This window comes from Rhizobium indicum (genome assembly GCF_005862305.2).
Classification (GTDB): Bacteria; Pseudomonadota; Alphaproteobacteria; order Rhizobiales; family Rhizobiaceae; genus Rhizobium; species Rhizobium indicum.
This window is the reverse complement of the sequence record NZ_CP054021.1, coordinates 125,896-137,986: the sequence shown is the minus strand read 5'-3', so window position 1 is coordinate 137,986 and position 12,091 is coordinate 125,896. Positions and strand designations below refer to the sequence as shown.

Genomic DNA, 12,091 nt, shown 5'->3' with positions numbered 1-12,091 from the left:
ATGGCGGTTCCCGGCATCGGCGTCTCGGCCCCTGATTTCAACCTTCCCCGCGACGGCGGCGGCCGCGTTTCGCTGGCCGAATTCCACGGCAAGCCGCTCGTGTTGTTCTTCTATCCCAAGGATGACACGACGGGCTGCACCGCCGAATCACTGGCTTTCACCGCGTTAGCAGCCGAGTTCGAAGCGGCCGGTGCTGCCATCATCGGCATGTCGCCCGATTCGGCCGCCTGCCATGACAAATTCATCAAGAAGCACCGTCTCTCGGTGGCGCTCGCCTCGGACGAGGAAAAGACGACGCTGCAGGCCTATGGCGTCTGGAAGGAAAAGAGCATGTACGGCCGCAACTTCATGGGCGTCGAGCGTACCACTTTCCTCATCCGCCATGACGGCACGATCGCCACCATCTGGCAGAAGGTGAAGGTGCAGGGCCATGCCGAAACCGTGCTCGAGGCCGTGAGGAACCTGGCAGCGTGATAGGGGATCTCACGATAACCTCGCTGCGCGGCGGCGCCATCGATGCGATCTCTTCCGCCGATCTCGACCGCAAGACGGCACTTGCGCAGGAAAGCGCCACCCGCTGGTTCGCCCGCCGGGTGTCGCTGCGCTCGCCGCTCGATGCCGCCCTGCCCGACAGGCCCGGCCGTCCTGAGAAACCGGTGCTGACGCCGCCGACCCAGGTGGAGAAGCGCTCGCTGCATACGCTCAGAGGGCGGATCGCCCTGCTGCACGCCATCGCCCATATCGAACTCAACGCCGTCGATCTGGCGCTGGATATCGTCGCGCGATTCGCGACCGAGCAGGTGCCGAATTCTTTTTTCGACGGCTGGATGCTGGTCGCCTTCGAGGAGGCGAAACATTTCCGCATGGTGCGCGCCAGGCTCAACGATCTCGGCGCCGATTACGGCGATCTGCCCGCCCATGACGGGCTCTGGCAAGCAGCCCATTCGACGCGCAACGACCTGACGGCAAGGCTCGCCGTCGTACCGCTGATTCTGGAAGCCCGCGGCCTCGACGTCACACCATCGCTGCAGGCGAAGATGCGCCAGACAGGCGATCTCGAAAGTGCAGCGGTGCTCGACGTCATCTACAATGACGAGAAAGGCCATGTCGCCGTCGGCGCCAAATGGTTCCGCTTCCTCTGCGCCCGCGAGAAGCGCGATCCGGCAAAGGCCTTCCAGGAGCTGGTGCGCGCCAATTTCCGCGGACCGCTAAAGCCGCCCTTCAACGACCTTGCCCGCGCCGAGGCCGGGCTGACGCCGTCCTTCTACCGATCGCTCGCATCGATCAGCCACGCTTGAAGTCACTGAAATTTATGACGCGACGGCGACAATGAAAGCATTCATTAACCATAACGGTGTCTAATTTCCGAAAGAGGCGTAGAGCATCAATCGGGAGAGCCTGCGTGAACAGCGGACATCAGCACCGGGTATTCGGCAGGCGGGCGCAGGAACATATCCTCATCCTCGCAAGCGGCGACAAGGTCCGCCATATGACGGTCCGGCCATGGATGGCAGCACTTGCCTTCTGCTTCATCGGGGTTTTCTCTATCGGCTACCTGCTGGCCACGTCCTATCTCGTGCTGCGCGACGATCTGATCGGCGCCACCATGGCCCGCCAGGCCCGCATGCAGCACGACTATGAAGACCGCATCGCCGCCCTCCGCGCGCAGGTCGACCGCATCACCTCCCGCCAGCTTCTCGACCAGCAGGTGGTCGAAGACAAGGTCGACAAGCTGATGGAGCAGCAGATGGCGCTGACCTCGCGCCATGGCAAACTCGACAATCTGCTCGACCGGGCCGAAAGCTCCGGCCTGACGGAAAAGGACGGCGCCCCGCCTGCGCCGTCTTCGCCCGTTCAGTCCTATGCACCCGATGTCAAGGACAAGCGCGCTTCGCTCTCCGGTAGCGGCATCGAGGCAATCGAGAAACAGCTGGCGAGCGGCGCGCCCGCCGATGCGACGCCCGACAATTCGACGCTTGCCTATGTGCCGGCCACCGACACGGTCGGCGACCGTGCCGACCGCATCTTCTCCAAGGTGACGCTGTCGCTCAAAGATGTCGAACAGGATCAACGCAGCCGTGTCGAACAGCTGACGAGCGATGCCGGCAATGCCGCCAACGCCATCGAGACTGTGCTGACCCGCTTCAAGATTCCGATTCCCGAGACCGCTGCCAGGAAAGACGACGACGATGCCGTCGGCGGCCCCTATGTCGAGCCTGAAAGCAACGACGGCTTCAACAATTCGCTGGCAGCGCTCGACGGCGTGCTGACCCGGCTCGAAGCCGTGCGCAGCACTGCCGAATCCCTGCCCTTCCGCAATCCCGCTATCGGCAAGGATGTGACCAGCCCCTTCGGCAATCGCCGTGATCCCTTCCTCGGCCGCCTCGCGCTCCATTCCGGCATCGACTTCCGCTTTTCGCCGGGCGAAAGGATCCGCCCGACGGCGCCCGGCAAGGTGATTTCGGCCGGCTGGACCGGCGGCTACGGCAACATGGTCGAGGTCGATCACGGCAACGGCATCTCGACGCGTTACGGGCATATGTCGGAGGTTCTGGTCAAGGTCGGCGACACGGTCGACCGCAACGACGTGATCGGCCTTGCCGGCAGCACCGGCCGCTCGACCGGCACGCACCTGCATTATGAAGTGCGCCAGGACGGTCATGCCGTCGATCCAGTATATTTCATGAATGCCGGCCTTAAACTCGCCACCTATATCAAGTAACTCCTGCCCGGTAACCAACGCTTCACTCTGCAATGGGTGCGGCGTCTCTATTTCTTGACTTGCCGGCCATTCGGGGCTATGTCGCGCTGCATTGCGGCATGCAATCCCGCCGACTCGTTCAGAGCTCGGCCGAACGGAATGGAAACAGTTTTCCCTTTGACGACATTTGCTGACCTTGGCCTAAGCCAAAAAGTGCTATCCGCTGTTACGGACGCGGGCTACACGATCCCAACGCCTATTCAGGCGGGCGCCATCCCGTTTGCGCTCGAGCGCCGCGATATTTGCGGCATCGCGCAGACCGGCACTGGCAAGACGGCATCCTTTGTTTTGCCGATGCTGTCGCTTCTGGAGAAGGGCCGTGCGCGTGCGCGCATGCCCCGCACGCTGATTCTCGAGCCGACGCGCGAACTCGCCGCTCAGGTCGCCGAGAATTTCGAGAAATACGGTAAGAACCACCGGCTCAACGTCGCCCTTCTGATCGGCGGCGTTTCCTTCGAGGACCAGGACCGCAAGCTCGAGCGCGGCGCCGATGTGCTGATCTGCACCCCCGGCCGCCTGCTCGACCATTTCGAGCGCGGCAAGCTCCTGATGAGCGGCGTCGAGATCCTCGTCATCGACGAGGCCGACCGTATGCTCGACATGGGTTTCATCCCCGATATCGAACGCATCGCCAAGATGATCCCGTTCACCCGCCAGACTCTGTTCTTCTCGGCAACCATGCCGTCGGAGATTCAGAAGCTCGCGGACCGCTTCCTGCAGAATCCAGAGCGCATCGAGGTCGCAAAGCCGGCTTCCGCTGCCGAGACCGTGACGCAGCGCTTCGTCGCTTCGCACGGCAAGGATTACGAGAAGCGAGCGGTTCTGCGCGAACTCGTCCGCGCCCAGACCGAGCTCAAGAACGCTATCGTCTTCTGCAACCGCAAGAAGGATGTCGCCGATCTCTTCCGGTCGCTCGAGCGTCACGGCTTCTCGGTCGGCGCCCTGCATGGCGATATGGACCAGCGTTCCCGCACGATGACGCTGCAGAGCTTCCGCGATGGCAATCTCCAGCTTCTGGTCGCTTCCGACGTCGCCGCCCGCGGCCTCGATATCCCTGATGTCAGCCACGTCTTCAATTTCGACGTGCCGATCCATTCCGAGGATTACGTCCACCGCATCGGCCGCACCGGCCGTGCCGGCCGCTCGGGTGCCGCCTTCACGCTCGTTACCAAGCGCGACACCAAATTCGTCGATGCCATCGAGAAGCTGATCGGCCAGAAGGTCGAATGGCTGAGCGGCGACCTGACGTCGCTGCCGCCGCCGGCAGAAGACAGCAGGGACAGCGAACGCCCGCGTCGCAACAGCCGCGAACGTGGCGCCAGAGATGGTGCAGGCCGAGATCGTGCGCCGAGAGAGAATGGCGACAAAGATCGTGGACGCGGACGCGGCAATCGCGCCGCTGCGAGTCATAAATCTGATAACGACATACAGGATAATGGCGTAGACGTGATCGAAGCAGCACCAGTAAAGGCCGACATCGTGAAGAACGAGCGCAAAGCAGAGCAGAAGCCGCAGAACAACGCGCGCAATAGTCGGCCTTACCCGGCAAACGATGACAGCCGCGACCGCCGCCGCCATCGCGACCACGACGACGGCCCGACCCCGGTCGGCTTCGGCGACGATATCCCCGCCTTCATGCTGATCGCCGGCAGCGCCAAGGTCTAAGCATTACTATGGGCAGGCCCGGCATTGATTTTCCGGGTCTCGGCGTCGGTCTGGTGATTCTGCGCGACGCCAGGATCCTTCTTTACAAACGCATGCGACCACCTGAAGCCGGCTATTGGAATATCGTCGGCGGCAAGGTCGATCATATGGAGCCGGCAGAGACTGCCGCGCGCCGTGAGGCCGAGGAGGAAACCGGCCTGACGATCGGCCGCATCGAACGAATCAGCGTGACCGAACAGATCATCGATGCCGACCGCCAACACTGGATCTCGATCCTCTATCTCGCCCGCGACGTCGAGGGCGAGCCGCAACTGACCGAACCGGACAAGCTTTCGGATTTCGGCTGGTTTCCGCTGACGGATCTACCCGAGCCACTGTCGGCCTTCACCAAGGCTGCGATAGCAGCCTTGTCGCCCGCTGAACGCGGCTGACTATTCGGCGCGAAGCGACGCCTCATAGGCAAGCCTCACCCACTTCGCCATCAGATCGGGATCGTCGTAGGCCTCGTCGGGGATCGACCAATAGGGCATTTTTACCGGCTTGCCCTTCTTGCCCTCATAGGTCCATTGCGTGGCGCCGGCAGCGGCAAATTCCGGAGCGCTCGTCTCGTCGGCTTTCAGCAGCATCTCGTCGCGCACTTCGAGCGCAATGATGCGCCCGAGATGATAGATGCCTTTGCCGCCGAACATGCGCTTGACCGTGACGGGGCCAAGCCCCTGAAACATTTCCTCGATCCCGGCATTGTCCATTCTTTATTCCCTCGAAATGCAAGGACGCACGGCGCTCCAATTACAGCGCGTGATAATCCCGGTTCATATAGATGAGCGCCGGGTGTTTTTCGCTGAAGCGGACAGCCGCGACCTCGCCGAAGATGACATTGTGCGTCGGCATTTCCTTGATATCGATCACCCGGCAATCGAAGGCGGCAAGTGCGTCGGCCAGCACGGGCGCACCGGTGGCAAGCATATCGAAACGGGCGCTGGCGAAACGGTCGTCATTGGCAAGCGACGTGCGCCCGGAAAAGGCATCGGCAACGCCCTGGTGGTGGGCGCCGAGCGTGTTCAGCGCGAAGATGCCGCTGCGAAAGAAGATCTCGTTCTTCGGATTGGTGTTGTTGAGGCAGATCAGCACCGAGGCCGGATTGTCCGAGACCGAGCAGGCGGCGGTGATGGTGACGCCGCGGCGCAGCTCGCCCATTGCCGTCGTCACGAGCTGCACATGGCCGGCATAACGGCTCATGGCATCGCGATAAAGGCCGGGGTCGATATGCTGCCTGTTCAACACCTGCTTCTCCCATACGCGCTTACTCTGTCTGGATCGACTTGCTATCGCGCCAATATGGCGAGCATCGGTTACCTTTTCTACAATAGGACCGGTGAAAAGCGCTGTGTTGCGCTTGTTTTTCTTTGACGATCGCGGCCTTGCGGATAAAAGGGCATGGACGATGGCTAGGGATCTCCGCCTTTCATGATCAACCTGCGTGGCATAGCAGCCTTTCTGGCGCTGCTGGGAGCGGCGGCTGAAAGCCATGCGGCCGGCGTGACGATCGGCGTCGTCGCCCCTCAGAACGGCCCGCTCGCCCTCCTCGGCGCCCAGATTGCCGCCGGCGCCGGTTTCGAGATCCAGCAGTCCGGAAATACTCTCGTCGCCATCAACGAGACCTGCGAGGAGAATAGTGGTGCCGCGGTCGCCGATGCGCTTGTCAATGCCAAGGTGCAGGTCGCGGTCGGCTTTCTCTGCAGCGAGACGCTGGAAGACGCGCTGCCGAAGCTGAAGGATGCCAATATCCCCGCGATCACCGTCTCCGTGCGCTCCCACATCCTCATGGAGGATGCGTTGAAGAACGGCTGGCCGCTTTTCCGCGCGGCGCCCGCCGACGGTGCCGAGGCGGCAAAGGTCATCGAGGTGATCCTGAAGGACTGGGCCGCCGATCCGATCGCCCTGATCGAGGACGGCACCATTCATGGCCGCGAACTGACGGAAGCGGTGCGCAATGCGCTGGAGCAGAACGGCCTGAAGCCAGTCTTTACCGATACCTACCGGCCGGGACAGGAACAGCAGATTGCCCTCGTCCGCCGCCTGAAACGGGCCGGCGCCACCAGGGTCTTCATCGGCGGCGACCGCAACGACGTCGCCGTCATCGCCCGCGACGCCAAGGCCGAGAACATCCAGCTCTCCATCCTCGGCGGCGATGCCATGCGCGCTGCCGACCAGCCGCTGCCGCTTGATTCAGGCGTACGCGCCGTCGCCCTGCCCGAATCCGCCATCCTGCCGGAAGGCACGGCTGCGGCCGACGCGCTGCGCGCCAAAGGCATCGAGCCGGAAGGTTATGTCCTGCCGTCGCTGGCCGCCGCCCTCATTGCCGGCCAGGCGGGACAAGCCGCCGCTGCGGCGGGCAAGCCCCTCCAGGAGACGCTTCTCGGCACGACATTCCAGACGCCGGTCGGCGCTATCGCCTTCACCGGCGCGCATGAACTTTCGCAAAATCCCTACCGCCTGCTCGAATGGCGGGGCAACGGCTTTTTTCCACCTGCCGCGCCGACGCAATGAGCGGCGCGCCAGCCTTGAATTCGGGCCCCGCGCTCAAATGGCGGCCCATACGGAGTAAGATTTGATGACGCTGCCCATTCGCATTGCCCCCTCGATCCTCGCGGCGGATTTCGCCAGGCTCGGCGAGGAGGTCCGCGACGTGACGGCCGCCGGCGCCGACTGGATCCATCTCGACGTGATGGACGGCCATTTCGTGCCGAACATCTCCTTCGGCCCCGATGTCATCAAGTCGCTGCGCTCCTATACGTCAGCCACCTTCGACTGCCACCTGATGATCTCCCCGGTCGACGACTATCTCGAAGCCTTCGCCAAGGCCGGCTGTGACCGTATCACCGTCCATGCCGAAGCCGGACCGCATCTGCACCGCTCGCTGCAGACTATCCGCAATCTCGGCAAGAAGGTCGGGGTGACGATCAATCCGGCGACACCGCTCAGCGCCATCGAGAACGTGCTCGACGATGTCGATCTCATCCTGATCATGTCGGTCAATCCCGGCTTCGGTGGGCAGAAGTTCATTCCGGCGATGGCGAAGAAGATCGCGGCGGCGAAGTCACTGATCGGTGATCGGCCGATCGAGCTCGAGGTCGACGGCGGCGTCACGGTGGAAACGGCGCCTGATATCGCGCGGGCGGGCGGCAACGTTCTCGTCGCCGGCTCGGCAATTTTCAAGGGCGATACGGTCGAGGATTATCGCCGGACTGTCGCCGATCTGCGTCAGGCAGCCGAAGGGGCACGAGCATGAAGAAACGTCTGATTATCGGTGGCATGCTTGCCGTCGCATTTGCCGGCCTGCCCGGCCTGTCGCTTGCCGGCGACATCGCCAATATCCAGCCGATCGGCTTTTCCGCCGACGGCAAGGTCTTCGGATTTCAGGAGTTCGGCATCCAGGAGAGCGGCAACCTTCCCTACTCCAACACCTATTTCATCGATACTGAAGACGGCCACTATCTCGAGGGCACGCCCTTCCACACGGAGCTGACCGACAAGGATGCCAATCTTTCCAAGGCGCGGCGGCAGAACCTGACGGCGGCGCGCAGCCAGATGGACAAATACGATCTCCTGACCAATCCCGGCCTGATCGCCGCCTTCAATCCGCCGACCGAACTCGGCTCCCCTTCGAAGACGATCCGCTACACGACACTTGCGACCGACGGCCCGCCGAAATCGCCCTATACGCTCTCGCTCGGCGAGATGCCGGTACCAACGCCGAAGGATTGCGCTGCAGTCGACAAGCGGGTCATCGGCTTCAGCCTGCAGATGATCGAGAAGGAAGGCGCTCCGAACCGGCAGGCGGCGCGCCAGGCCACCGCAGTTCCGGCCGAGCGCGTATGTTCCGTCGAATACCGGATCGGCGGCGCCGTGGTCTATCAGCCGGAAGGCGGAAACCAGGTTCACATCGCCCTCGTCCTGGCCTTCGATGCCGACAGGAACGGACGCTGGATCGCCGTTCCGGTTCATCCCTGAACATGGATCGCCCGAGGACGGATCGCCCCCGGATGGATCGTCTAAGAGCTGCACGGCCGCCCTACCCCGATCTGATCGCCGGCGCGTTCCTTTGGGGCATGCAGATGCTTGCCGCCGCCATGCTCGGCCTTTACCTGCGCAACGGCCTGCAGACGAGCCGCCTTGCCGAGATCGCCGCACTCTATTTCGCCGGCGGCCTGTTTGCCTGGCCGTTCGCCCTGCCGGTCGCCCGCTTCCTCGCCTTTGACAGGCCGCTGGAAACGCGTTTTGCCGCTTTTTTCGTGACGCTGACAGCGGCCACGATCCTGATGACCGCTTTCCTCTTCGCCATGGAATACCGGATGTTCTATTCGCGCTGGCACGCCCCCTTCGGCAGTATCGTCTGGGCTTTCCAGTTCGTCTTCACCAGTATCAGCGCCGTCTACCAGTTCCTGGTGATCGGCCTGCGCCTCTTCCTGCCGCTCGGCCTCGTCTGTCTTGTCGCAAGCAGCTATCATCTTGCCAAACGCATGCGTTGAGATTGCCGCCCGTCTTTGCTACAGGGGCGCTAACAAACCTCTTGAAAGGCAGCCGCCCATGATCCCGCGTTATTCCCGGCCCGAAATGGTCGACATCTGGTCTCCCGAAACCAAGTTCCGCATCTGGTTCGAGATCGAGGCGCATGCCTGCGACGCGCTGGCCGAACTCGGCGTCATCCCGAAATCGGCGGCAAAGACGATCTGGGAGAAAGGCGGCGCCGCCACCTTTGACGTCGACCGCATCGATGAGATCGAGGCCGTCACCAAACATGACGTCATCGCCTTCCTCACCCACCTCGCCGAGATCGTCGGCCCGGATGCGCGCTTCGTCCACCAGGGCATGACCTCGTCCGACGTGCTCGACACTTGCTTCAACGTCCAGCTGGTCCGCGCCACCGACATCCTGCTTGCCGATATCGATCGCCTGCTCGAGGCGCTGAAAACCCGCGCCTTCGAACACAAGGACACCGTCACCATCGGCCGTTCGCACGGCATCCATGCCGAGCCCACCACCTTCGGCGTCAAGCTGGCGCTCGCCTATGCCGAATTCGAGCGCTGCCGCCAGCGCCTCGTCGCCGCCCGCGAGGAAGTCGCGACCTGCGCCATCTCGGGCGCCGTCGGCACCTTCGCCAATATCGATCCGCGCGTCGAGGAACATGTCGCCGAGGCCCTTGGCCTAAAGGCCGAGCCGGTTTCGACGCAGGTCATCCCGCGTGACCGCCACGCCATGTATTTCGCCACCCTCGGCGTCGTCGCCTCGTCGATCGAGCGGCTGGCAACCGAGATCCGCCACCTGCAGCGCACCGAGGTGCTCGAAGCCGAGGAATATTTCTCGCCCGGCCAGAAAGGCTCCTCGGCCATGCCGCACAAGCGCAACCCGGTTCTGACCGAAAACCTGACCGGTCTTGCCCGCATGGTCCGCTCCTATGCCATGCCGGCCATGGAAAACGTCGCCCTCTGGCACGAGCGCGATATCTCCCACTCCTCGGTCGAGCGCATGATCGGCCCCGATGCCACCGTGACGCTCGATTTCGCCCTGTCGCGGCTTGCCGGCGTCATCGAGAAGCTGCTGGTTTATCCCGAGAACATGGAAAAGAACCTCAACAAATTCCGCGGCCTCGTCCATTCGCAGCGTGTCCTGCTGGCACTGACCCAGGCCGGCACCTCCCGCGAGGACGCCTACCGCCTCGTCCAGCGCAACGCTATGAAGGTCTGGGAACAGGGCAAGGATTTCCTGGAGGAGTTGCTTGCTGATGCGGAAGTCCGCGCCGCACTGTCGGAAGAGGACATCCGCGAAAAATTCGACCTCGGCTACCACACCAAACACGTCGACACGATCTTCCGCCGCGTCTTCGGCAACGCCTGAGCGATCTGCAATCAACGATATAGCGGCCAACGATATAGCGGCGCCCTTGCAGGCGCCGTTTTTCTGCCGGCATACCTCTCCATCGAGAATCTATCGGACGGCTTTTCCCCTCAGTCGCAGCCTGATCATAACTGTAAAGTACATGCAGGCGACGAAGACAGAAGGCAGGGAAATGACTAAGAAAAAAGCTAATAAGGTCAGCCTTTGAATGCTGCCACCTGACAACAGCAAGAAAGCCGCCGTGATCAGCAATAAAATTGCTATAAAAATGATAAATGACCAAAGAACTGGCCGTGAATTTATTTCACTGTATTTAACGCGATAAAAAATAAATAATATAAAAACGATTGGCAGCGAAACAATAAACTTTGGAATAAACGCGATAAAGCCGATATCGTCGAAGAAAAATGGCAAATGACCTAACGCCATTCCTATGAAATAAGCCTGAAAGAACAGCTCGACCTGCGGCTCTCTAAGAAGGGAGTCGTTCATTTTCCCCTACGGAGTTGGATTTAATGAACTCAATATAATTGCCGATTGTATTTCATAGTCTAGCTTTTCTCAAGCGGCCGTTGTTTTTGCTTCGGCGCTTTGGCAGCCACAGGACGCTTGCGTGCCTCCGCCTTTTTCGACGGTTCCGCATTCGCTGCCTCCGCTCCCCGCCTTTGGCGGCCTTGGCGACCAACTCGTCGAGTCGTTTCAGCTCTTCCTCGTCGAGATTTTCGATGCGATGAAACGTTCTCGGCATGGATGCTCAGGCTCTTTTGGCTGAAGCCCACCGGGAGATCAGAAAAGCGTGGTTCTGGCCGACCGCTTGGAAAGAAGTAAGTCAGCACGTCCCATAGCATCGTCACTATTTTTGGCGGGAGTGGCGCAAAGCAAAAGACTTTAGCCCTGCAAAGGACGCTGCGATCAATCTGAAAAGCATTCCTTCTTCGATCGACGTCGCTTATCCTTCCTCGGGGACGCTGCTGCCGACTTCATTGGTCCTGCCTATGCTCGAGAAGAATACCGAGATCGCCGTTCCACTTTTTGTTCCTGCTTCTTTGCGTGGTTGCGCAACCTTTCAATGTCCCGCCTGATTTGCATAATGAAATGGTTGTACTCGCGGCTGACACATTTCTTTTTGTCCGATGTTCCGAATCCTTCGTTCGCTTCGGCAACGGATTACTCAAACCACTGTCGAATAGCGTATCTATTGCGGGGAAATAAGCGTGAATAAAATTCACATAGCAAGAAGATCAATGATAATATTGTCTTTCGCTTATTTTATTGTTTTTTACTGCCTTTTCAGGCAGTCAGCATATTACGATAGCACATACGAAGAACTTTCCGATATTGTTCGGTTTAATGGCCATTTAGTAGAAATGATATTGATATCTCCACAGGTTTATCCGCTGATGATACTTTCCGGATTCTTGATTTATTTGAGGAATAGGGATGGTGTAGTAAAGCAGCTAATGTGTATCTGGTCTGTAGTATTTGTACTTGGCTCAGCTTGGACCGCTCTGGTCATCTATTTAATTGAAAACGGCTAAATTTCAAAGGAGATATACCATGGCAGACCCGACATCGCTGTTCACACGGGAAACGACAGACTTTATCGTACGGAATGCATCTGAAGCCAATACCGTAGCTTTGTCCGTCAGCGTCAAGGTCAAGACCGGCAGCCGGCGTATCCTTGATTAACTCTATTCGCCGTTGGCCGAGATCGTATCGGAAGCGATGCGGGAGCGATGAGGCCTTGTCCGACGAGTTCACGATTCG

General features: G+C 60.6%; 14 protein-coding genes and 1 pseudogene. 11 read left to right on the top strand and 4 right to left on the bottom strand.

Annotation, left to right across the window (positions count from 1 at the left end; translation table 11 throughout):
* The 5 genes from FFM53_RS00615 (at position 1) to FFM53_RS00595 (ending at position 4,857) form a co-directional block, all read left to right on the top strand.
* Positions 1 to 474, top strand: coding sequence for a peroxiredoxin (locus FFM53_RS00615; protein ID WP_138329335.1), 474 nt, complete (start codon positions 1 to 3; stop codon positions 472 to 474).
* Complete coding sequence (locus FFM53_RS00610) at positions 471 to 1,298, top strand: ferritin-like domain-containing protein (protein ID WP_138389093.1); 828 nt, start codon at positions 471 to 473, stop codon at positions 1,296 to 1,298. Before FFM53_RS00615 ends, FFM53_RS00610 begins: the two co-directional genes overlap by 4 nt.
* A 104-nt stretch (positions 1,299 to 1,402) precedes the next feature.
* Positions 1,403 to 2,722 (top strand): peptidoglycan DD-metalloendopeptidase family protein, encoded by a 1,320-nt coding sequence (locus FFM53_RS00605; protein ID WP_138329333.1) that lies wholly within the window; start codon positions 1,403 to 1,405, stop codon positions 2,720 to 2,722.
* 138 nt (positions 2,723 to 2,860) lie between these two features.
* Positions 2,861 to 4,426: a DEAD/DEAH box helicase gene (locus FFM53_RS00600; protein WP_171598740.1), complete on the top strand. Its 1,566-nt coding sequence runs from the start codon at positions 2,861 to 2,863 to the stop codon at positions 4,424 to 4,426.
* Positions 4,427 to 4,434: 8 nt separating this feature from the next.
* Complete coding sequence (locus FFM53_RS00595; protein WP_138329331.1) at positions 4,435 to 4,857, top strand: NUDIX domain-containing protein; 423 nt, start codon at positions 4,435 to 4,437, stop codon at positions 4,855 to 4,857.
* On the opposite strand, the gene FFM53_RS00590 is transcribed toward FFM53_RS00595, so the two are convergent.
* The gene (locus FFM53_RS00590) at positions 4,858 to 5,175 is read right to left on the bottom strand and encodes a TfoX/Sxy family protein (protein WP_003540033.1); all 318 of its coding nucleotides are present in this window, start codon (positions 5,173 to 5,175) and stop codon (positions 4,858 to 4,860) included.
* Positions 5,176 to 5,215: 40 nt separating this feature from the next.
* Positions 5,216 to 5,710, bottom strand: a complete 495-nt coding sequence (locus tag FFM53_RS00585) for a flavin reductase (protein ID WP_029874227.1) — start codon at positions 5,708 to 5,710, stop codon at positions 5,216 to 5,218.
* A 183-nt stretch (positions 5,711 to 5,893) separates the two neighbouring features.
* Here FFM53_RS00585 and FFM53_RS00580 point away from each other — a divergent pair, with 183 nt between their 5' ends.
* The 5 genes from FFM53_RS00580 to purB all read left to right on the top strand — a co-directional run bounded on the left by FFM53_RS00580 (position 5,894) and on the right by purB (position 10,324).
* Positions 5,894 to 6,976 carry an ABC transporter substrate-binding protein gene (locus FFM53_RS00580; protein WP_138389091.1) on the top strand — a complete coding sequence of 361 codons (1,083 nt, stop codon included), beginning with the start codon at positions 5,894 to 5,896 and terminating at the stop codon, positions 6,974 to 6,976.
* 64 nt (positions 6,977 to 7,040) lie between these two features.
* The gene (gene rpe / locus FFM53_RS00575) at positions 7,041 to 7,718 is read left to right on the top strand and encodes a ribulose-phosphate 3-epimerase (protein ID WP_003559730.1); all 678 of its coding nucleotides are present in this window, start codon (positions 7,041 to 7,043) and stop codon (positions 7,716 to 7,718) included.
* Positions 7,715 to 8,440, top strand: coding sequence for a DUF2259 domain-containing protein (locus FFM53_RS00570; protein ID WP_138389090.1), 726 nt, complete (start codon positions 7,715 to 7,717; stop codon positions 8,438 to 8,440). The genes rpe and FFM53_RS00570 overlap by 4 nt, the downstream gene beginning before the upstream one ends.
* A 32-nt stretch (positions 8,441 to 8,472) precedes the next feature.
* Entirely contained in the window at positions 8,473 to 8,958 is a 486-nt protein-coding gene (locus FFM53_RS00565) for a hypothetical protein (RefSeq protein WP_138389089.1), read from the top strand.
* Positions 8,959 to 9,016: 58 nt separating this feature from the next.
* Entirely contained in the window at positions 9,017 to 10,324 is a 1,308-nt protein-coding gene (gene purB, locus FFM53_RS00560) for an adenylosuccinate lyase (protein ID WP_138389088.1), read from the top strand.
* A gap of 90 nt (positions 10,325 to 10,414) precedes the next feature.
* Here the strand turns inward: purB and FFM53_RS00555 are convergent, their stop codons facing one another.
* Together FFM53_RS00555 and FFM53_RS36195 are read right to left on the bottom strand one after the other, a co-directional pair.
* The gene (locus FFM53_RS00555) at positions 10,415 to 10,816 is read right to left on the bottom strand and encodes a hypothetical protein (RefSeq protein WP_138389087.1); all 402 of its coding nucleotides are present in this window, start codon (positions 10,814 to 10,816) and stop codon (positions 10,415 to 10,417) included.
* Positions 10,817 to 10,875: 59 nt separating this feature from the next.
* Positions 10,876 to 11,082 (bottom strand): annotated as a pseudogene (locus tag FFM53_RS36195) (low affinity iron permease family protein); the annotation flags it as partial.
* A gap of 799 nt (positions 11,083 to 11,881) precedes the next feature.
* Here FFM53_RS36195 and FFM53_RS36790 point away from each other — a divergent pair.
* The gene (locus FFM53_RS36790; protein ID WP_281385515.1) at positions 11,882 to 12,013 is read left to right on the top strand and encodes a hypothetical protein; all 132 of its coding nucleotides are present in this window, start codon (positions 11,882 to 11,884) and stop codon (positions 12,011 to 12,013) included.
* The last annotated feature ends 78 nt before the right edge of the window (positions 12,014 to 12,091 follow it).

What these genes read in the sequence shown, in the direction of transcription:
- FFM53_RS00615 (WP_138329335.1), top strand. Translation starts at nt 1, where the DNA reads ATGGCGGTTCCCGGCATCGGCGTCTCGGCCCCTGATTTCAACCTTCCC.
- FFM53_RS00600 (WP_171598740.1), top strand. Translation starts at nt 2,861, where the DNA reads ATGGAAACAGTTTTCCCTTTGACGACATTTGCTGACCTTGGCCTAAGC.
- FFM53_RS00595 (WP_138329331.1), top strand. Translation starts at nt 4,435, where the DNA reads ATGGGCAGGCCCGGCATTGATTTTCCGGGTCTCGGCGTCGGTCTGGTG.
- FFM53_RS00590 (WP_003540033.1), bottom strand. Translation starts at nt 5,175, where the DNA reads ATGGACAATGCCGGGATCGAGGAAATGTTTCAGGGGCTTGGCCCCGTC.
- FFM53_RS00580 (WP_138389091.1), top strand. Translation starts at nt 5,894, where the DNA reads ATGATCAACCTGCGTGGCATAGCAGCCTTTCTGGCGCTGCTGGGAGCG.
- rpe (WP_003559730.1), top strand. Translation starts at nt 7,041, where the DNA reads ATGACGCTGCCCATTCGCATTGCCCCCTCGATCCTCGCGGCGGATTTC.
- FFM53_RS00570 (WP_138389090.1), top strand. Translation starts at nt 7,715, where the DNA reads ATGAAGAAACGTCTGATTATCGGTGGCATGCTTGCCGTCGCATTTGCC.
- FFM53_RS00565 (WP_138389089.1), top strand. Translation starts at nt 8,473, where the DNA reads ATGGATCGTCTAAGAGCTGCACGGCCGCCCTACCCCGATCTGATCGCC.
- purB (WP_138389088.1), top strand. Translation starts at nt 9,017, where the DNA reads ATGATCCCGCGTTATTCCCGGCCCGAAATGGTCGACATCTGGTCTCCC.
- FFM53_RS00555 (WP_138389087.1), bottom strand. Translation starts at nt 10,816, where the DNA reads ATGAACGACTCCCTTCTTAGAGAGCCGCAGGTCGAGCTGTTCTTTCAG.
- FFM53_RS36790 (WP_281385515.1), top strand. Translation starts at nt 11,882, where the DNA reads ATGGCAGACCCGACATCGCTGTTCACACGGGAAACGACAGACTTTATC.